We start from the raw sequence: 19,433 nt of genomic DNA, 5'->3' as shown, positions 1-19,433 counted from the left end.
GCCACGCCCGCTGCCGGGTGCCGGCCCTCGGTGTATCACCTGGTGCCGCGCCGTGAGTCACGCCCGGTCGCCGCGTTGATGTCTTTCGCCGCGACGCAATCCCGAGCCGAGCTTGTGGATAATCCCGACCTACCGCCGAAGGCGGGTCTTAGGTGTTTAAGTCCCGTAGGGACTGACTTACCAAGCGCGCAGGCGCGCCCGGAACAATCGGCGAAAAACACCCACGCACGGCGGCGCTACCGCGCCGCACCGCGGCCCTTGTCAGTGCAGCGGCTGGCCGCTGCACTGGTCACCCGCTGCCATGGCCTGCAGCAGGGTCATATCGGCGGAATCTGCCAGGCCATCACCGCTGCGGGGATCGATCCCGCGGTGTGGTCGGCACGTGCGATCACCGACGCGCTCAACACCGATATGGCCGCCCATGGCTGGTCCTGGCCCGACCGTGTCGAACGTCCAGGCGCGTTCCTCGCCAGCCGCCTACGGCGGCTGGATTGGCAACCCAACGGGCCACAGAAAAGTGGCGGCTATGAGGTCACCGGCCCCGAAGAAGCGCATGTTGCGGTTCTAGAGCCGAACATCCCGCTGACACCCCTGCAGCGGGAGCGGATCGCGGCCGCCAAAGCCGACATCCGCGCAACGATTGCCGCCGCACAGACCCGCCGGTCAATCGCCGCTCGGGATACCAGCGGGGTGTGTTTTGTCGGTGCCAGAACGCAGGATCAAGTGCACACAGCAGCAGATCAAAGGGGAGATGGCCGTGAGTAGCAGTATCTACGCAGAGTTCACCATCGCTGTCGAGAAGGTTCTCGCCGAGTGGGGGCAACCATTCTGCAATGGGCGTTTTGAACTCACCGCGGCCATGGAAAGGCTGTACCGGGCCGAATTGGAGTTCCCGCCGGGCTGGCCCGAGCAACGTCGCGAAACCGTCATCACCAACCAGGCCGACCGTGACGCCAGCGAACTGGGCACCCAGTTCGACGGTCTCATCGACACCGTTGTCAACGACTTTGGACTGCGCTACGGCCGGGCTGCCCCTTTGGGGTGTCGGTAAGAATCGTGTCACCAGCCGCAAACGAGCATTGGTCATGTGAGTGAGTGGTTTTCCAGTTATCTGTTGGCGCTCATTTGCACCTTTCAAAGCGAGCGAGCGAGCGAGCCTGCCTCCAGCCGACCGTCTCACGTCTTACCATATCCTTAGATAATTCTTAGATTTCTTATTCTTGGTGTACGGTCGCTTGTCGGGGTTGAGAAGCTTTTGCGTTGGCGGTGATCACCAGCTCGTCGCGTGGTCCCCTATGCCGCGCCCGTGCTTTATCGGAAGGGGCCTTGCGTGAAAGAAGTCGGTAAGCATGCGGTTGTGCTGGGTGCCGGGATGGCGGGTCTGGTTGCCGCTGGGGTGCTTTCAGAGTTCTACGACTCGGTCACGGTGGTGGAGCGCGACACGTTGCCGGATCGCTCTGCCCATCGCAGGGGCATCCCGCAGGGACACCACGTGCACATATTGCTGAGTCGCGGCATCCGCGTGTTGAGTGAACTGTTTCCCGGGCTGCCGAATGAGCTGGCCTCAGCGGGAGCGGCCGTTGTTGACGACGGGGACTTGTCGCGGGTGTATGTGCGCAACGGTCCCTACGAGTTGAAGCGTTCGGGCACGTTGGCTGATCCGGCTGCGTTGGCGGTGTATCTGGCCAGCCGACCGTTCCTGGAGTTCCACGTCCGCCGACGTGTCGCGGCTCTGATCAACGTGAGGTTTCTTGACGGGCACGATGTCGCTGAACCGATCGCTGAAGACGACGCCATCATTGGGGTGCGAGTCGTCAACCGCGACAACGGTGTTGTCACCGCCGTGAATGCCGATCTGGTGGTCGACAGCGTGTACGCCATCACCGAGCCGACGAAAGACTCCGTCAAAGGCGTCACGCGGCTGGAAACCACCGTCCAGAAGGTCAAACTCCGGCCCAATCCGCGCCTGGAACTGGCCAAGATCATTATCTCCCGCCGGCAGAACAAGGGCGAGCACATCGACCGCGAGCGCGAGCTGCGCGAAGCCTATGGAGATCTGGTGACCCGCACCGTCATACCCGACCTCGGAGCCCGCCAAGACGCCCACAGCGCCGAAGTACCTATGCACAAATTCAAAGGCGGCCGCGCACTGAGCCTGCAAGTCGCCTACGACGACCTGCTCGACGAACTCGGCATCACGATCGGAGCCAACGCATGAGCACCGCCCGCAAGCCGGCCATCACCCGCACCATCAGCCACCCCGCCGACGCCATCCCGGACCGGCCTCCGGTTCTCACCGCCCCGGCCGCGCCACCCGAACCTGCGCCGAGCGCCCCATTGCAGCAGCCGGCCGCGCAGGCTGGGGGAGGGGCCGAGCGACTGACTGAGCAGCACAACGTCAGAATCCGGCCCTCCACCAAAGCCCGTCTGGGAAAAGCCGTCGACAAACTCCGTTACGAAACCGGCGACCGCACCATCAGCATCGCCTCCATCACCGACCAAGCACTCGACGCCTACCTCACCCAGCACGGCTGCTAGCTAGCCGTGCTAGCGCAGCTAGCGCAACGCTCTCAACTGCGTAAACAGTTGGCGAAGGAGCCCGACATGTCAGACGCCCGTCGTACCGTAGGGGTCATGGAAGCTGATACACCGCCGAAGCCGGGTAGTGCCGAGCATTGGACGGCTTGGCTCGAACGGTACGGCAACAACTACGCCACTCACGACGAACGCCGCGCCGCCTATCAAGACTTCCAGACCAATCTGGCCACTATGCAGGCCGTCTTTTCACAACCCGACCACATGCACACCGCCGGGTACCTCGCCGCACATGATCGCGTCGCCGACGGTGACGCCGATAGCCCCGACGACGCCGAACTGTGGGTACCAGCTCATCTCACCGGCCCTGGGCGGGCGGATTGGCTCGAAGGATTCCGCTCGCACTTCGAACCATAAAGTCATCCGGGAAAAGTGTTGATCAGAGAACAAGCGGTCCGTACGCGGCCCCTTCCTCGCCGCAAATTGTGGTGATCGTTGGTGGGGGTGGGGCTATCAAGGCCACACCGCTGCGCGGTCGACCACGGTCGAGCCTTGACAGCCACCCCCACCACGCACAAGAGCGGCCAGTACGAGGATGGGACGAGTGATCCTGTTTCCCCACACCTGGGCGGTCTGGGGCCTGGGCGGTCTGGGGCAGCCCGTTCTTGTAAAATAGCTGGTAGACGCCATTCACGTCTAAACGGTGCACGGTAGGTGACTACCGTTTTCGCCCATGCACATCTACGTCGATGAGACCAAGCAGCGCGACTACCTGCTCGTGGCCAGCGTCCACGTCTCGACGGACCTCACCGGACTGCGCCAGCTGGTGCGCGGCCTGCTTCTGCCCGGGCAGCGCTACCTGCACATGAAGGACGAGAAAGATGGCCGCAAACGCACCATCGCTCAAGCTTTCGTCGATGCCGGCGTGCAAGCCACCGTCTACCGCGCCGGGCCTCAACACCGCAACGAACGCCAACGGCGCTCAGCATGTCTGCAAGCCCTCATCCAAGACCACGCCACCCTCGGCGAGGCGCGCATCATCCTCGACGAGGACGAAACCATGGTGAAGTTCGACAACCAGAAACTCATCGAATACACCCGCGCGGCCGGCTGCCGTGACACCCTGCGCTACGAGCACAAACGCTCCCACGCCGAGGCCCTGCTCGCCGTCCCTGACGCCATCGCCTGGTGCTGGGCCAAAGGCGGCCCCTGGCGCACTCTCATCGAACCTGTCGTCACAGCCACCAAAGACGTCTGACCAGGCCACAGAAAGCGCAAAACCCGAGCGCCACGGTCGTCCGGCCGGGTCTCGGGCTCACTTCCTGAAGCTCAACGCAACAGGCACCTGCAAGGTTACACCAATCTAAGCGCGCCAGGAACGCCGAACATGGCATTGGCTGAAAGCAGCGCAAGGCACCTTCACATTGCCGCGAAAACATCACGTTGACCGCGTGTCGTTATCAGATAAAACCTTGTCAACCTGGCAGAGTCCACGCTATGGCCCAGTCGCGGAGTACGCACAAAGGTGATCGCGCACAGATCATGACGAGACCCGACCGGACGGTTTACGACGTTGTGAGACGTGAAGCGGCCGAACGGGGGATCCCGATGGGCCAGTACGTCGCCGACGTCCTGGCCATGTACGTCGGGCACCCCGAGCTTGTTCGGGAGCTCCACAAGGACAAGGAGGTCTTGCCGCTGGCGATGTGACCACCCGCCGAGGCCCAACTTCCGTCCTACGGCCGGGGCCCGGTTTCGGCAGATGTGACATCTCAATAGCTGGTGTGCGGGAACCCCGCTGAATGACGAAGGCCCCGTCTTAGACGGGGCCACGTCTGGAGGTTCAAACCGAGTTGGCGCTCGGTTCTGGGTCTCCGTACCCATTTCCCGGAAAGGGACTGTCTTGCTGGACAGCTCTCACGGTAGCGCATGCCTGTCTGGCGTTCCAGAAATGGCGCGCAATCAGTGCGCAAATCGTGATCTCGTAAATGCCCGATCACCTCGGGTCAGTAGTGGGTGGCCGACACCGCCCGGCGCTGCCATTGCGCCCACACCGCATGTCCTGCGCGCGCTCGCAAACCAACGCCGTCGCGGCTGGGTGGAGCGCGCCGGCGCGTGCGCGCCGCGGGCGCCGATATGGACCAGCCGCGCCGGCTGGCTCAAGGGCCTGCACCGGTGGGCGCACTCGCCGGCCCTCGCACAGCTGTGCACCGCCGAGCGGGTCTCGATCACCGCGGCCACCCTGCTATCGATCGCCGCGGTGATGGCCGAGCACGCCGACCACGCCACCGGCCGCCACGTCGCCCTCACCCGCGCCACCATCGCCTCCCGGGCAGGATGTGACGTGCGCACCGTAACCACCGCCTGGCGAGTCCTACGCGCCTCCCACTGGGCCATCGAGGCCCACCGCGGCCACGGCTCACCGGACACCCCCAGCATCGGGCGACGACCCTCGGTGTACCACCTGGTGCCCCGCCGCGATCCTCACCCGACGCCGAACTCTGCTGAGCCTGATTTCCACCTACCGCCCTCAGGCGGTCTTAGTCTTTCTTCTCCCGTAGGGAGGAACTCACCAAGCGGGCACGCCAGCGCGCCCGCCCACCACATGTCCCAAAACGGATGCCAAACCCCGCCAGCACGGCCCCCCAGGCGGACCACCCCCCGGCCCCTGGCCACCCAACGCCTCGCCGCGGCCCTCGTCGCCCGCACCCACGGCCTCGACCGCGCCCACATCGGCACCATCTGCGATGCCCTCACCGCCGCCGGCATCGACCCCACCGTCTGGACCGCACGGGCCATCACCGACGCGCTCAACGCCGACATGCGGGCACGCGGATGGACCTGGCCCGACCACATCACCAACCCCGGCGCATTCCTGTCCAGCCGACTACGACGGCTGTCCTGGGCACCTCCCACAATTCCGACAAAAGCCGGCGGCTGCGCCGCCGACAGCCTCGACCACACACCGCCACCCGCAGCGCTCACCGCCGCATCGCGAGCCCGGATCACCGCCGCCCAAAAACAGATCCGCCACATCCTCGCCAACCGGTCACAACGCACCCACAGCGGCCCACCGACCCCGATCAAAGTGAGCAGGCGAGCCGAATAACCTCGCCGATCGACCCACGGCCGCCGACATCCCCTGACATGTCTCGCTGGGATTTGTGGCGCTAACCGCATGCAGGGAACTGTTGCCCGTCGTTCCCCTTCGGTAGCGGTCGAGCGGGAACCAGCGCGACAGCAATGTGGCACACCCCAAGCCGTTTGGCGGGCGGCCCCTTTCGAGCGTGGCGGAAGGGGGTGCTTGACGGACGGCACCCGCAGTATCGCACAGACTTGTGCAAATGGGGTCGGCGGGTGTTGACGATTGCGAAGCTCTCGCGGTGGTCGATCGCCTATTACAACGACACCGCCAATGCGGTCGGGATAGCGGCCCGGGATGCCCAGCGGGCGAGTGGGGGGTTGGGGGAGTACTACGCCGAAGGTGACACTCGGACTCCGGTGTGGGTGTGCGCCGGTGATGCCCGGCAGGCGGCGGCGCTGGTGGGGTTGGGTGAGGGAGCGCGCGCGGGTGGTGGGGCGGATACCGGGGTGGTGGGGCGGTGGCTGGATGAGGGGGTGGCGCCGTCGGGGGAGTGTGGTCGGGCGTTGGGCAAGGGGTCGGTGCATGGGTTTGATTTGACGTTTTGCGCGCCGAAGAGTGTGTCGTTGTTGCGGGCGTTGCATCCCAATGAGGTGACGCAGAAGGCGGTGGTGAACGCCCACACCGCGGCCCTGGGCGAGGCGTTGAAGTATTTGGCTGAGCATGCCGGGTACACCCGGGTGCACAACCGGGTCACCGGGGCGAAGGATTTGGTGCGGCTGCCTGGGATTGTGGCGGTGGCGTATCAGCATGAGACGTCGCGGGGGGGGGGGGATCTGCATCTGCATACCCATGTGATCGTGCCCAACCGCCAGGCCCGCGCCGACGGGAAACTGGTGTCGTTGGATGGGACGTCGGGAGTTGCACCGCGCGATCGGGGTGGAGTGGAGCGCGATTGACCCCGCCACCGGGATGGCAGAGGTCGCCGCGATCGACCCGGCCAGTATTGCTGCGTGGTCGCAGCGGGCGTCGGCGCTGCGGGCGTGGGCGGCCAAGAATTTGGTCGTGGTGGACCCGGCGGTGGGGCCGACCCCGGCGCAGTTGGCGGCCGCGCAGAAGGCGACCCGGCCGGGCAAACCTGAGCAGTTGGCGTGGGCGGAGTTGCGGCGGTTGTGGCGGGAGGATCCGCGCGGCTGGGCGATTGATCACGCCGCGCACGAGGCGGCGCGCCGGGCCCCGTCTGGCCGCGGCGGGGCGGGGTCCCTGGTCGCGCGCCCGGTTGGTGGAGGCGGCCGAAGCGCGGGGTAAGGCGGTGGTGACGCGCGCGGATTTGGTGGAGCTGATCGGTGCGCAACTGCCGGTCGATGTTGAGGATGATGCGCGGTCGCCGCGGCAGCTGATCGAGGCATGCGTCGAGCAGTTGGGGATGCGGATTTCGGGGCCGCGCGGGGCTCATCAGCGGGAGGGGTCGCAGCGGTTCACCCTGGATAAGATCTTGGCTAACGAGGCCCGGCTGCTGGAGTTGGTCGATGCCCGCGACGAGCGCTCGGAGCTTTACGGGTTGCGGGATCTGGATGTGGCCGGGCTGTCGGCGGATCAGGCGCGCGCAGTGACCACCATCGCGTGGTTGCCGTGGCTGGTCTGCCCGCTCTCGGCGCCGGCGGGGGCGGGGAAAACCACTTCGATGCGGGCGTTGCGGATCGGGGCCCGCCACAGCGGTAAACGGGTCCTGGTGGTGGCCCCGACGGGCAAAGCCGTCGACGTCGCGGTGCGTGAAGGTGCGGGCGATACCGGGATGACGGTGGCCGCCGCGTTGAAGGCGTTACGCGAGGAAACCCTGGCCTTTAATGAGCGCACCGTGGTGATCGTCGATGAGGCCGCGATGGTCGGCACCGCCGAGCTGCGCGCCCTACTCACTGCGACGACCGCGGCCGGCACCAAAACGGTGTTAGTCGGCGATGCCCACCAACTCAGCCCCGTCAAAGCACCCGGGGGGATGTTCGCCCAACTCTGTACGGATCTGCCCTGGACCCAAACCCTGTCGCAGGTGTGGCGGATGACCGATCCGGCCGAGCGTGCCGCCTCGCTGGCGCTGCGCGAGGGCGGACCCGCCCCGGTGCGCAAGGCGGTGGGCTGGTATGCCGCCCATGATCGGTTGCGGTGCGGGGACCCCATCGCCATGGCCGCCGACGCCCTCAACGCTTATCGCGCTGATGTCGCCGCCGGTAGAGATGCGCTGTTGGTGTGTGACACCACCGAGATCGCCGACGCGCTCAACCGCCGTTTGCACGACGAGCTTCTCGACACCCGAGACCCGCACGCCCAGCCTGCCACAATCAGCGCGGCGCGGGGGCATCAACTGGCGGTGGGGGATCTGATCCTGACCCGGCGCAACACCCCGGATATCCCCGTGTGGGACGCCGCCGACAACACCAAGACGGCGGATCCGGTGCGCAACGGGCAACGCTGGCAGGTCCTGGCCGTCGACCCCGTCCATGACCGCATCGCTGCCCGCCGGCTCACCGACGGCGCGCGGACCGCCTTCTCCGGGGATTATCTGCACCAGCAGGTAACGCATGGGTATGCGGTCACCGTGCACTCAGCCCAAGGAGTCACCGCCGAGACCACCCACGCCGTATTGGGGGAACGCGCCAGCCGGGCGTTGTTGTATGTGGCGATGACCCGCGGCCGCGAATCCAACACCGCCTACCTCTATGAACGCCAAGCCGGGGAAACCGTCCACGAACACCGCGACCAGCCCGGGCTGCACGTGCTGCGCCGCGGCACCACCGGTGACGCCGTCCAGCTCGTCCGGGCGGTGATCGCCCACCGTGATGAGCAGGTCCACAGCGCCCACCACGTCGCCGCTACCACCGACCCCCGCCAAGCTGCCCGACATCGTGCGCGGCCTCCTGGCGCGGCGCACCCACGACCTGCACACCGCCAGCGCGCCTACCGCGCCTGGCACGACCAACGCCTCGAAATCATCCTTGAGCGACGCCGCTGGGCCGAACAGCACCTGCACCGCGTCCGCGAGCACGAACGCAGCTACGGACTGGAATTGTAGCGCTGAGTAAAAGGAGGACGGTCGAGGATCTCGTCGAGCAGCCGGGCCCCGGGTCCACCTCGGCTTTGGCGTCGGTCGACGAGCCGGTGTGAAGTTCACGGCGGGCTCAGGCCGCGCCGGCCAGGGCTTGGTCGAGCAGCTGCACCCGCTCGTCGAGCACCTCGACGTAGGTTTCGGCCAGCGTTGCCAACAGGACCGGGTGACGCCGGTCGACCGCGGCGCGTTGCAGCGCCTGATTGATTGAGCGACGGTCGATCTCGGCGAGCATGCGTCGTCGCCCCAACCCGGCAGCCGGGACAAGTCGAGGTGATCGGCACGCCGTGGCGTCGCAGGAATTCCAGCTTGTCCAGCTCGGCCTTGAGAAGCTCGGGCGTGGCGAGGGTGGCCCCGGCGCAGCCACGCCAGGCGAGTCAAGCCGAGGTCGGGGTCGACATGGAGCAGGCTGTCGAGCTGCATCGGTCGCGGTGGCTGGCTGTAGCAGCGGCCCAAGCCCGTAAGGGGATTCTTTTGCGCGCGTGCGCTGGATGGGATCTAGGCCATCGCCCGGCACTCTTGAGCGCAGCGGCGGCACGACTCTGCGCAGGCGCGGCAGTGATCGTTGTCGTACTTGTCGCACTCGGCCGCGCAGGCGTCACAAATCTCTGCGCACAGTTGGCACAACTGGGCTGCCCAGCGCGATCCGCGGGATACCAGTGTCACACATGTCGCGCATATCGCTGCGCAGTCCAGGCATAACCGGGCGCATTCAGCCATCTTCGCGTCGTTGACGCAGCAGTTGTAGGCACACGCCTCACAGGCCGCCTGACATTCCGCGCACGCATCCAGACAGGCCTGGTTCGCCGTTACAGCCATGACAGATCTCCTTACTCGTCGTCGATTACCCAGTTAGGGTCCTAAGCTAGTAGCCCCTCGTATGTCGAGTAAACAGTTGGCCCTTCGGACTTGAATCTATCGGCGTTATCCCAGTGGTCCAAGTGGTGTGGGGGTTGCGTGCAGGTGTCATCGGTGGTTTCGTCGTGGCACGATCGGGTGAATGACTGAATCCGAAGCGCACTGCCCCGCCACGTGTGATGAGGAGCTGCTGTGCTGTTGGGGCCCGGGGTTTCCCGCGTTGGCGGGCAGCGATCCTGACCGTGTGGTGAGGATCCGCGATGAGGTGGCGCAGGGGTTTGCGGCGCTAGCCGACGTGACCCGTGCGGTGTCGTTTTTCGGCTCCGCGCGCACCCCGCCGGATCATCCGTACTATCGGTTGGCGCGCACGCTGGCCGCACAGCTGGGCAGGTTGGGGTTCGATATCATCACCGGCGGTGGGGCTGGGATCATGGAGGCCGCTAACCGGGGCGCCCGCGAGGCGGGGGTGCGCTCGATCGGCCTGGTCATCGAGCTGCCCTACGAGCAGCACATGAATCCATTTGTGGATCTCTCGCTGGAGTTTAAGTACTTTTTCGTCCGTAAGCTGATGTTGGTGCGCTACGCGTCGGCGTTTGTGGTGTTTCCGGGCGGCTTTGGCACGCTCGATGAGCTGTTCGAGGCGCTCACGCTCATCCAGACCCAGAAGATCCGACATTTCCCGGTCGTGCTCGCGGGCTCGCAGCACTGGGGCGCGCTAGAGCAGTGGATCCGGACCCAGCTGCTTGAATCAGGGATGATTTCGCCAGACGACGTCCAGCTGCTCGTGGTCGCTGACGATCCCGACGAGATCGGCGAGGTCATCGAGGGTGGGCGCGCCGTCGCCGGCTGCAGACCTATCGCCCAACCAGACCGTAAGCGAACTCGCCGAGATCACGAAAGGCCGCCCGATCCGCCGGGGCGCGTTCACGAAGCGGCTGGTGGGCTGGGTCAGCCCCCGCACGCAGCCTTGGTCGGGAAGGTCGTAGTCAACTGGCCCTGGCCCACGGCGAAGACCGTGGATTTACCCGTTGTCAGAAACGCTGACACCTAAGAAACCCGCCGTCACCCAACCGGACTCGTCCATCATCCCTCTCGACGAGCGGGGCCCTTTAGATCAGCTGGTCCAGGGTTTTGGTGGTGTGCTCACGGGGTAGGGGGCGGCGGTGACCCTCCGAACACGGAAAGCGAGCAATGTGGTGAGCGCCATGACGGGGTGGGCGGTGTCGGGCGCCCGTGATGAGCGTTGCGATCTGATCTGGTGTGTTCAGGTCTGCCGGACGCGGGCGGCCAGCGCTAAGGCGCGGCGAACAGGGCACCGCTGGTCGCGTGTTTCCGCTCTCGGCACAACGCCCCTTCTGCAGGGGTCTGACGGCGATGGCTAAAGACTACGACGCCTTGCGGCCTACCGAGATCGACGAGATGTCTGAGGACTCTGTGGGGCAGCTGAACGCTCGCCATCGCGAAGCGCTGTTGGTCGACGTCGACGAAGCGGAGGCCGCGGAATCTTTCGAGTTGCCTGGCGCCGATTTGTCCGGTGAGGACCTGTCGGTGCGGGTCGTTCCGAAGCAGTCCGACGAGTTCATCTGCTCACGGTGTTTTCTGGTGCATCATCGTAGTCGTCTGGCTCGTAAGGATTGTGGTGCGGTGATCTGTAGCGACTGCGTTGGTTAGCGCCGTCTGCGCCAACGTCGGCTTGAGGAACACGTTGTCCCTTTTTGGCGCCTATAAAGCGGCCTTCAGGCGAAGGTTGTCGGGATTGGTGTGTTTGTGTTTGGTGGACCGGCAGAAGTGATGGACTCAGACGCGGGCATGGCGTGGCTGCTGGCTGACGCGGCAGAGCCATGCCTAACCGGTGATCAGCGCACGATGGTGTTTGTCGAATTGGGTGGTGGGGAAAATCATCTGGCGATCGAGAGGATTCTTCGTGTCGTCGTAGCAGATGGCTTCCCGTTGTCGATTGCCGTGCTGGCGGCCCTCACGGAATGGCTGGATTTATACGTCGGCAGCCCCGAGGAGCGGTTGCTGCGGGGCCTGGTCAGCCAGGTCCGTGCGCAGGGACCCGACTTGTGACCAGGACAGCGTACTGACGTGTAACCACTGTTGGTAAGCCTGCTGTATCCAGCCACTGGTTTTCACCCCCCAGGGAGGGGTGAAGTGGGCACGTCAGGGGGTTGCAAACATTTTGCCCAGCGGCCTTTGTCGTGTATGCGGGTGGGTGTCGTGGGTTAGTTGGGGGCTGGGTTAGGCTCGCGGACAATCTGTTGGCGGGCATTCAGGGTGATCACGTCGGGGTAGGGGTACCGGCGCTTAGCCTCGATCCACGGAAGAATGACTCCGCCCCCGGGTGTCGGAATGAGGAAAGTGCCCTCTGAGCTGGGATGATTGATGTTCTTCAGGCATTAACCAAACCAATTCGGAAAGGCACTTCCGGTGCAAGTGTCCCACAGCTTCGCCGCCTCGTCGGCGGTGTTCGATGATGACAATCTCGTGTCGTGCGCCGGTCTGGTGCCGGTGATGACGCTGGCCCAGCAGGCTGGCCTGTCCCGACTGCTCGAGGAGAAGGTGCACATCAGCGAGTCGCGGATCAGATCGGGGGCGGTCAATCCCGCGCCGAAGCTGATCACCCTGATCGCGGCGATGTGTGCGGGCGCGGACTGTATCGACGACGCCGACATCGTCCGCAGCGGTGGGATGAAGACCTTGTTCGGCGCCGTGTACGCGCCCTCCACGATCGGAACGTTACTGCGGGAGTTCACCTTTGGTCATGCCCGTCAATTGGAGTCGGTCCTGCGTGCGCACCTGGCCGGGCTCGCGCAGCGGGTCGATCTGCTGCCCGGCGCCCAGGTACGGGCGTTCATCGACATCGACTCCCTGTTGCGCCCGACCTATGGGCGCGCGAAGCAGGGTGCCAGCTACGGACACACCAAGATCGCCGGGCGCCAGGTGCTGCGCAAGGGCCTGTCCCCGCTGGCCACCGCGATCAGCACCGACACCGCCGCCCCGGTTATCGCCGGGATGCGGCTGCGTGCAGGCAAGGCGGCCTCGGGTAAGGGCGCGGGATCCATGGTGGCCCAGGCCATCGCGACCGCCCGCGCTGCCGGGGTCAGCGGGCAGATCCTGGTCCGCGGTGACAGCGCCTACGGCAGCGCTGCGGTGGTGCGCGCGTGCCGGCGGGCCGGGGCGCAGTTCTCCCTGGTGTGGACCAAAAACACCAAGGTGCAGGCCGCCATCAACGCCATCGCCGAGGACGCCTGGACCGCGGTGCGTTATCCCGGCGCGGTCCAAGATCCCGACACCGGGGCCTGGATCTCTGACGCCGAGGTCGCTGAAATCCCTTACACCGCATTCGTAGCCACCGATGACGAGATCACCGCGCGGTTGATCGTGCGCCGCGTCAAAGACGCCAATCAGGCCGACGCGCTGTTCCCGGTCTGGCGGTATCACCCATTTTTCACCGACTCCACCGAACCGGTAGTCGACGCCGACCTCACCCACCGCCGCCACGCGATCATCGAAACCACGTTCGCCGACCTGATCGACGGACCGCTGGCGCGGATCCGCGCGGCGGCGTGGTGACGATGTCGGGGTGTTCTCGTGGTCATGGTGATCTGGGCTCGTTTCGGCATCATCATGGTGCCGCAGGATCGCGCCGGGGTGATCGGCTGGCGCAGCGGCAGTTCCGCGTCCCGCGGCCAACACGAGATGACCCCTTCCCGGCTCGCATCGTGGTAGACCACCCTGGTGTCTCATGACCACCCGAGCGCCCAATGATCGTCGTCCGCACCGTGGAGTGGGCCGAGCGGGCACTGGGCGCGGGCGAGATCGGCTGCCCAAACCCCGGGTGCGACGGCACCCTCATGCGGTGGGGATACGGCCGCCGCCGGCGCGTCCGTAGCCTCGGCGCCCAGACCCTCGACGTGGCCCGCGGCGGACACGATGCACCCGCTGCGCCCGCACCCAGATTCTGCTGCCGGCCATCGTGCAGCCACGCCTGGCCGACACGACCGAAGTAAATCGGTACCGCCCTGGCCAGCAAGGCCGCCGGCCACGGACATCGCCATATCGCCACCGAGCTCGACCGCTCCCCGTCGACCGTGCGCCGCTGGATGCGGCGCGCCACGCGCAACGCTCATCTGGAATGGCTGTGGCAGCGCGGCAGCCAGACCCTCATCCGGCTCGACCCCGATGCGTTCAACCGGCTGCCCCGCGCCACCAACCCGCTGCGCGACGCGCTTACCGTCTTGGCCGCAGCCGCATGCGCGGCCCGCCGGCGGTTCGGCCTGACCGAACCCCTGTGGACCCTGATCGGCCTACACGCCCAAGGCCGGCTTCTGGCAGCACCAACCTGAACCGGTACATCGCCCGGACCGATCCGGCCGGGCCGACGACCCCGCACGCCCACCCCCGGCCGACACCGTGAACACCACCGCTGGCCCGACCGTCACCGCGAGCATCACAGCGTCAGCGTGAACACCAAACCGCGTCAATCATCCTCACCGAGAACGCCGCCATCATGCTCATCTTGAACGCCGGTCAACAACAATCTGCAGCAACCGGTTGTCGGCGGTGGGGTTGTCTAAGTCCAACCCCTGCAGGGCCTCGAGCACGGTACCGGCGGTGGGCAAGCTGTGGTGGCAGTCACCCACTCGTAGCATTCGCAGCACGGAATGGCTGGTGGCCACCGACCAGGTCACACCCGCGCTGTGGCACTGTCGTTTGAGGTCAAGCAGGTGGCATAGGCCTTGTACGCCCAGGAAGTTCACTTTGGTCATGTCAAGCACCAAGGCGCGGCCTGGACGCAGATAACGGCGGAATCGTTGGCTGCCCAGTAGCTCCTCGGCGTTGGTGGCGTCGACCTTGCCGCTCAGCGCCATCACGATCACCGATGCGCCGACCTGAGAGCGCCGTGATAGGTTGTCGCCTTCGCCCGCGTCGGTATCGGCTGGGCGCGAAGGCGCCCGAGGAGTCGGTTTTTCTGCAGCGCTCATCACTTAACCCGGAAATCTTCGACCTTGCAACGTGTCACCACATCCCAGAAGCAGCCGTAATTTTTGGGGGTGGGCAGAAGTTGAGCCACACCCGTGGTGGGGGCCGTCGGGGCTGTGACCTCAACCTAAGTGGTGAAGCTACCCCGAAGCGTTGGTGCCGAAACCACTTCGCCGGGCGCCCTTTCCGGCGGTGAGGTCGACGGCCTGTGCCGTGTGAGGGGGTGCCGCCGCTGTGTCAGGCAGCTGCGTGTACGGCCCTGTTCGTCGAAATCGCGGACAATGGGCCAGATGAGCGCAGAAACCGCAATAATGACCGTGCCCGCGACCCTGTCCGACGACGAATTAGCTTTGATTGACGCCTACTGGCGCGCCGCCAATTACTTGTCGGTCGGCCAGATCTACTTGCTGGACAATCCGTTGCTGGTCGAACCGCTGGCTGCTGAGCACGTCAAGCCGCGGCTGCTGGGGCATTGGGGCACCACGCCGGGGCTCAACTTGGTCTATGCGCACCTGAACCGGATTATCCGAGGCCGCGACGCCAACGTTATCTATGTCACCGGGCCCGGCCATGGGGGCCCGGGGCTGGTCGCCAACGCTTACCTCGAAGGCACCTACAGCGAGGTCTACACCGGCATCGGGGAGAATACCGGAGGACTACGCACGCTGTTTCGGCAGTTCTCCTTCCCCGGCGGCATCCCCAGCCACGTCGCCGCCCAGACCCCGGGATCGATCCATGAAGGCGGCGAACTGGGCTACGCGCTGGTGCATGCCTACGGCGCCGCGTTGGACAACCCGGAGCTGGTGGTGGCCTGCGTGATCGGGGACGGGGAGGCCGAGACCGGGCCGCTGGCGGCCAGCTGGCATTCCAACAAGTTCCTCAATCCGGCCGTCGATGGTGCGGTGTTGCCGATCCTGCACCTCAACGGATACAAGATCGCCAACCCGACGGTGCTGGCCCGCATCCCAGAGGCCGAGCTCGAGGCGCTGTTGCGCGGCTATGGGTACCGGCCGATCACCGTGTCGGGTTCTGAGCCGGCTTTGGTGCACCAGCAGTTGGCCGCGGCCCTGGACGACGCGTTTGACGACATTGCGGCCATTCAGCGGGTCGCACGCAGCGGTGAGCACACCGAGCGGCCGGTGTGGCCGATGATCGTGCTGCGCACCCCGAAGGGATGGACCGGGCCCAAGGTGGTCGACGGCACGCGCGTCGAAGGCACATGGCGATCACACCAGGTTCCCCTAACCGGCACGCGCGACAACCCCGTGCAGCGCGCAGAGCTCGAGCGGTGGCTGCGCAGCTACCGTCCCGAGGAGTTGTTCGACGAGAACGGCGCCTTGCGCTTGGAGCTGAGGGCCGCCGCGCCCAGCGGTGACCGGCGGATGAGCGCCAACCCCCATGCCAATGGCGGGCTGGTGTTGCACGATTTGGACCTGCCCGACGTCGGGGATTACGCGGTCGATGTGTCCGAGCCGGGGGTGCAGGTTCATGAGGCCACCCGCGTGTTGGGTGGCTTTTTGCGCGAGGTGATCAAGCGCAACCCCGACCGGTTCCGGCTGATGGGACCCGACGAGACCGCCTCTAACCGGCTGGATGCGGTATTCGGGACGACCGACAGGGTGTGGGTATCGGCGACCGAGCCAGACGACGAAAACCTCGCGCCCGATGGGCGGGTGATGGAAGTGCTGTCCGAGCACCTGTGCCAGGGCTGGCTGGAAGGCTATCTGCTGACCGGCCGGCATGGCGTATTCAACTGCTACGAGGCGTTCGTGCACATCGTCGACTCGATGCTCAACCAGCACGCCAAATGGCTGTCCACATGTCTGGAACTGCCCTGGCGGCAACCGATCGCATCGCTGAACTACCTGCTGAGCTCGCATGTGTGGCGCCAAGACCACAACGGCGCCTCCCATCAAGACCCCGGGTTCATCGACTTGGTCGCCAACAAACGCGCCGAGCTGACCCGGGTTTACCTGCCGCCCGACGGCAACACCTTGCTGTCGGTGGCCGATCACTGCCTGCGCAGCCGTAACTACATCAACGTCATCGTCGCCGGCAAGCAGCCGGCGCTGGCCTACCTTGATATGGAAGACGCGATCGCCCACTGCACCCGCGGCCTGGGCATCTGGCAGTGGGCGAGCACTACCACCGGTGAACCCGACGTGGTGCTGGCCTGCGCCGGCGACATCCCCACCCAGGAAACGCTGGCCGCGGCCGACATCTTGCGTCGGGAATTGCCGGATCTGGCGGTGCGGGTGGTCAACGTCGTCGACCTGATGCGCCTGCAGCCGCCGTCTGAGCACCCGCATGGCCTGCCGGACAACGAATTCGACGCGGTGTTCACCCGCGACAAGCCGGTCATCTTCGCCTACCACGGCTACCCGTGGCTGATCCACCGGCTCAGCTACCGCCGCACCAACCACAGCCGCATGCATGTTCGAGGCTTCAAAGAGCGCGGGACCACGACCACGCCGTTCGACATGGTGATGCTCAACGACCTCGACCGCTTCCACCTGGTCATGGATGTCATCGATCGGGTTGACGGACTGGCCAGCCGAGCCGCGGTGCTTCGTCAAGGCATGGCCGATGCCCGCCTCAACGCGCGGCGCTACACCCGTGAGTATGGTGAAGACGACCCGCAGATCAGCGGGTGGACTTGGCCGGCAAGCGCGCGGAACCAGTGACGCGCAGCACGACCACCCATGTCGGGCCGGGGAGTCAAACCGTTCCAGGTCTTTTAAGGACGGTTTCCCTGACCCAAATCGCTCTCACAAATGCCAGGCGCATACCGACCGGCTGCAGCCGGGTTCGTCAGCACGCCTTCCTGCACGAAGCGACGAGTCCGCTGACACTACTGGCTGTTTTGATACCGTTACCCGCGGGGTACAGATACCCGCAGGGGGTACATACCCGCGCGGCGGCAATGCTAAATCGCAGCTGGAATGCGACGCGGGTACGCATCCCAAAAGGTTACTGCCCGACACATAGATACCCACCGACGTTTGCTGCGCACATAGTCCGCGCGGCGCCGGTGGCAACGAATGGGGAGAAAGGACAGGAGGCGGTTGGTGTCTATCGATCGACGAACTCGCATGAGTCTTATCGCGGTCGCTGTGATCAGTGTGATGGTGGTGGCCGTGGTGGCCGTGGTGATCGGGCGAGGCGATGACCACACTGGTGCGCTGCCCGCAGCGTCGGTCCTGCGCGCGGAAACGCCTGCGACCGTCACTGTCGCGCCGGGCCCCGACGCCGTGAACGTTGACCCGCTGGGCGCAGTCACGGTGAGCGCGGCCAACGGCACCCTGTCCGATGTGCAGATGGTAAACGACCAAGACAAGCCGATCCCGGGTGTTATGACCCCTGACCACCTGGTGTGGAAGCCCAGCGTGCCGCTGGGGTATGGCCGCAGCTACACCATCACCGTGGTCAGTCGCGGGCCGACGGGAACTCCCGCGTCACAGATGTCCCGGTTCACCACGCTCACACCTAAGAATCAGGCCTCGGTGTCGCTGACCACCACGTCGGGTGCGGTGTTGCGCGACGGCGGCACCTACGGGGTGGGCACGGTCATTGTCGCCCACTTCGATGAACCCATCATCGATCGCACGGCCGCGCAGCGCCGACTGATTGTGACGACGGCTCCGGCCGTGGAGGGCTCCTGGTATTGGGTTGATGACCAGAACGCCCATTGGCGCCCGGAGCATTACTACGCGGCGGGCACGAAAATCAGAGTGGCGGCCAACATCTATGGCGCGCCGCTGGGTGGCGGACTGTACGGCCAACAGGACCAGCAGACTTCGTTCACCATCGGGGACGCGCATGTGTCTATCGCCGACGACAACACCAAACAGGTCAATGTGTACGACAATGGTGTTCTGGTGCGCACCATGCCCACCTCGATGGGCATGGGTGGCACGCAAACCGTCGCCGGGCAGACCCTGACGTTTTGGACCCCACCCGGCGTGTACACGGTGATGGATAAGTCCAATCCGGTCGTGATGGATTCGTCCACCTATGGCTTGCCCGTCAATTCCCACCTCGGCTACCGCGAGACCATCAACTACGCCACCCGCATCAGCCCCGACGGGATCTATCTTCACCAACTCGACAGCACCGTGTGGGCGCAGGGCAACACCGATACTTCCCACGGCTGTCTAAACCTCAACGGCGACAACGCCAAATGGTTCTTCGGGTTTTCCCAGCCAGGCGACATCGTCGAGGTCCGCAACACCGGGGGCCCGTCACTGTCGTTGCAGAACAACGGTGACTGGAGTGTGCCCTGGGCGCAATGGCAGGCCGGAAGCGCCCCCGCCTGACCCGGCCGGGTGCTCTTCAAGACACGGCACGGGCTCCGTCAACGGTAGTCGCTGTCTCGTTGTAGAAACGCCGCTGCTCAAAACGTTTGCAGCGCTTGGCTCGCCAGATGAACCAAATCTGTCGCGGCAGTTTGGCCCAGGGCGCCGACGCCAGCCGTGATGGCGTAAAGGAGAAGCGGCTTTAACCGGCTGGGATTTGGTTGAGGCTCAGCGGCTTCCCTTTTGATCTCCACGGCGATCTGATGGGCGTGCTCCACTGCTTCAGGAGGCCCATCCGCGGCCGCCTCTAGGGCGTCGGCAACCGCCAGCGCTCTTTTAATCTGCTCGGCCACCGTGTACGTCTGGGTTGCGCCAGGGCTGCCGATAGCGACATTGGCGCTGTTACTGATGTGAATCGTGGTCGCTCCCTGTGGGTCTGCCCGGCGCGTTACCCACGCGGAACCCTGTTGTCGGGCTTGACATGTCATTCCGATGCGGGGTCGCAGTTCACGTCCATCCGCTACGGTGAGCGCCTCGCCGAGATCGGCGCGGTCCCCTCGATCGGCAGTATCGGTGT

General features: G+C 65.4%; 22 protein-coding genes and 3 pseudogenes. 21 read left to right on the top strand and 4 right to left on the bottom strand.

The genetic code is table 11. The features are described 5' to 3' along the window. Positions 1–258: 258 nt before the first annotated feature. The 11 genes from QXK92_RS33360 to QXK92_RS33310 all read left to right on the top strand — a co-directional run bounded on the left by QXK92_RS33360 (position 259) and on the right by QXK92_RS33310 (position 8,684). On the top strand, positions 259–765 hold the full coding sequence (locus tag QXK92_RS33360; protein ID WP_306249008.1) for a hypothetical protein: 507 nt from the start codon (positions 259–261) through the stop codon (positions 763–765). Next, complete coding sequence (locus tag QXK92_RS33355; RefSeq protein WP_306249007.1) at positions 758–1,051, top strand: hypothetical protein; 294 nt, start codon at positions 758–760, stop codon at positions 1,049–1,051. The genes QXK92_RS33360 and QXK92_RS33355 overlap by 8 nt, the downstream gene beginning before the upstream one ends. A gap of 279 nt (positions 1,052–1,330) precedes the next feature. Next, positions 1,331–2,218, top strand: a complete 888-nt coding sequence (locus tag QXK92_RS33350; protein WP_306249005.1) for a hypothetical protein — start codon at positions 1,331–1,333, stop codon at positions 2,216–2,218. After that, positions 2,215–2,538, top strand: a complete 324-nt coding sequence (locus QXK92_RS33345) for a hypothetical protein (protein ID WP_264891059.1) — start codon at positions 2,215–2,217, stop codon at positions 2,536–2,538. Before QXK92_RS33350 ends, QXK92_RS33345 begins: the two co-directional genes overlap by 4 nt. Positions 2,539–2,634: 96 nt before the next feature. Next, positions 2,635–2,952: a hypothetical protein gene (locus tag QXK92_RS33340; RefSeq protein WP_264891060.1), complete on the top strand. Its 318-nt coding sequence runs from the start codon at positions 2,635–2,637 to the stop codon at positions 2,950–2,952. A gap of 316 nt (positions 2,953–3,268) precedes the next feature. Next, on the top strand, positions 3,269–3,793 hold the full coding sequence (locus tag QXK92_RS33335) for a hypothetical protein (protein ID WP_264891061.1): 525 nt from the start codon (positions 3,269–3,271) through the stop codon (positions 3,791–3,793). Between the two features lie 317 nt (positions 3,794–4,110). Further along, positions 4,111–4,245 carry a hypothetical protein gene (locus tag QXK92_RS33330; RefSeq protein WP_264891062.1) on the top strand — a complete coding sequence of 45 codons (135 nt, stop codon included), beginning with the start codon at positions 4,111–4,113 and terminating at the stop codon, positions 4,243–4,245. Positions 4,246–4,633: 388 nt separating this feature from the next. Beyond that, on the top strand, positions 4,634–5,644 hold the full coding sequence (locus QXK92_RS33325) for a rep protein (protein WP_306249002.1): 1,011 nt from the start codon (positions 4,634–4,636) through the stop codon (positions 5,642–5,644). 248 nt (positions 5,645–5,892) lie between these two features. After that, on the top strand, positions 5,893–6,576 hold the full coding sequence (mobF, locus tag QXK92_RS33320) for a MobF family relaxase (protein ID WP_306249001.1): 684 nt from the start codon (positions 5,893–5,895) through the stop codon (positions 6,574–6,576). Beyond that, positions 6,524–6,925 (top strand): relaxase domain-containing protein, encoded by a 402-nt coding sequence (locus QXK92_RS33315; RefSeq protein ID WP_306248999.1) that lies wholly within the window; start codon positions 6,524–6,526, stop codon positions 6,923–6,925. The genes mobF and QXK92_RS33315 overlap by 53 nt, the downstream gene beginning before the upstream one ends. Before the next feature lie 7 nt (positions 6,926–6,932). Beyond that, positions 6,933–8,684: an ATP-dependent RecD-like DNA helicase gene (locus tag QXK92_RS33310; protein WP_306248997.1), complete on the top strand. Its 1,752-nt coding sequence runs from the start codon at positions 6,933–6,935 to the stop codon at positions 8,682–8,684. A gap of 106 nt (positions 8,685–8,790) precedes the next feature. Here QXK92_RS33310 and QXK92_RS33305 read toward each other — a convergent pair whose 3' ends face one another. Both QXK92_RS33305 and QXK92_RS33300 read right to left on the bottom strand, forming a co-directional pair. Further along, positions 8,791–8,952: a hypothetical protein gene (locus tag QXK92_RS33305; protein WP_306238402.1), complete on the bottom strand. Its 162-nt coding sequence runs from the start codon at positions 8,950–8,952 to the stop codon at positions 8,791–8,793. Positions 8,953–9,215: 263 nt separating this feature from the next. Further along, positions 9,216–9,437: a four-helix bundle copper-binding protein gene (locus QXK92_RS33300; protein ID WP_306238404.1), complete on the bottom strand. Its 222-nt coding sequence runs from the start codon at positions 9,435–9,437 to the stop codon at positions 9,216–9,218. Between the two features lie 280 nt (positions 9,438–9,717). Here QXK92_RS33300 and QXK92_RS33295 point away from each other — a divergent pair, with 280 nt between their 5' ends. From QXK92_RS33295 to QXK92_RS33265, 7 genes and pseudogenes are all read left to right on the top strand, one after another. Continuing rightward, a complete protein-coding gene (locus tag QXK92_RS33295) occupies positions 9,718–10,626 on the top strand; it encodes a TIGR00730 family Rossman fold protein (protein WP_306248996.1) in 909 nt (302 codons plus the stop codon). 323 nt (positions 10,627–10,949) lie between these two features. Further along, a complete protein-coding gene (locus tag QXK92_RS33290) occupies positions 10,950–11,246 on the top strand; it encodes a DUF4193 domain-containing protein (protein WP_306238398.1) in 297 nt (98 codons plus the stop codon). 138 nt (positions 11,247–11,384) lie between these two features. Then, on the top strand, positions 11,385–11,645 hold the full coding sequence (locus tag QXK92_RS33285) for a tryptophanase (protein ID WP_306248994.1): 261 nt from the start codon (positions 11,385–11,387) through the stop codon (positions 11,643–11,645). Between the two features lie 360 nt (positions 11,646–12,005). Beyond that, a pseudogene (locus QXK92_RS33280) lies at positions 12,006–13,133 on the top strand (IS1380 family transposase); the annotation flags it as partial. A 36-nt stretch (positions 13,134–13,169) separates the two neighbouring features. Continuing rightward, complete coding sequence (locus tag QXK92_RS33275) at positions 13,170–13,307, top strand: hypothetical protein (RefSeq protein ID WP_306238394.1); 138 nt, start codon at positions 13,170–13,172, stop codon at positions 13,305–13,307. Positions 13,308–13,588: 281 nt separating this feature from the next. Continuing rightward, positions 13,589–13,654, top strand: a pseudogene (locus QXK92_RS33270) (hypothetical protein); the annotation flags it as partial. Positions 13,655–13,681: 27 nt separating this feature from the next. Further along, positions 13,682–13,924 carry a hypothetical protein gene (locus tag QXK92_RS33265; RefSeq protein ID WP_306238392.1) on the top strand — a complete coding sequence of 81 codons (243 nt, stop codon included), beginning with the start codon at positions 13,682–13,684 and terminating at the stop codon, positions 13,922–13,924. A gap of 168 nt (positions 13,925–14,092) precedes the next feature. Here QXK92_RS33265 and QXK92_RS33260 read toward each other — a convergent pair whose 3' ends face one another. Further along, positions 14,093–14,563 carry an STAS domain-containing protein gene (locus tag QXK92_RS33260; RefSeq protein WP_306238391.1) on the bottom strand — a complete coding sequence of 157 codons (471 nt, stop codon included), beginning with the start codon at positions 14,561–14,563 and terminating at the stop codon, positions 14,093–14,095. A 288-nt stretch (positions 14,564–14,851) separates the two neighbouring features. Between QXK92_RS33260 and QXK92_RS33255 the strand changes: the two genes are divergently transcribed. Next, complete coding sequence (locus tag QXK92_RS33255; RefSeq protein WP_306238389.1) at positions 14,852–17,245, top strand: phosphoketolase; 2,394 nt, start codon at positions 14,852–14,854, stop codon at positions 17,243–17,245. Between the two features lie 357 nt (positions 17,246–17,602). Then, positions 17,603–18,877, top strand: a complete 1,275-nt coding sequence (locus QXK92_RS33250; RefSeq protein WP_371934639.1) for an Ig-like domain-containing protein — start codon at positions 17,603–17,605, stop codon at positions 18,875–18,877. Between the two features lie 77 nt (positions 18,878–18,954). Here QXK92_RS33250 and QXK92_RS34265 read toward each other — a convergent pair whose 3' ends face one another. Then, positions 18,955–19,209: a hypothetical protein gene (locus QXK92_RS34265; protein ID WP_371934638.1), complete on the bottom strand. Its 255-nt coding sequence runs from the start codon at positions 19,207–19,209 to the stop codon at positions 18,955–18,957. A gap of 90 nt (positions 19,210–19,299) precedes the next feature. On the opposite strand from QXK92_RS34265, the pseudogene QXK92_RS34260 reads away from it, so the two are divergent. After that, positions 19,300–19,433: pseudogene (locus QXK92_RS34260) on the top strand (IS3 family transposase); the annotation flags it as partial.

It is taken from the genome of Mycobacterium sp. TY815, assembly GCF_030755135.1.
Lineage (GTDB): Bacteria > Actinomycetota > Actinomycetes > Mycobacteriales > Mycobacteriaceae > Mycobacterium.
The sequence above is the reverse complement of the archived record's forward strand: the minus strand, read 5'-3'. Positions and strand labels throughout refer to the sequence as shown.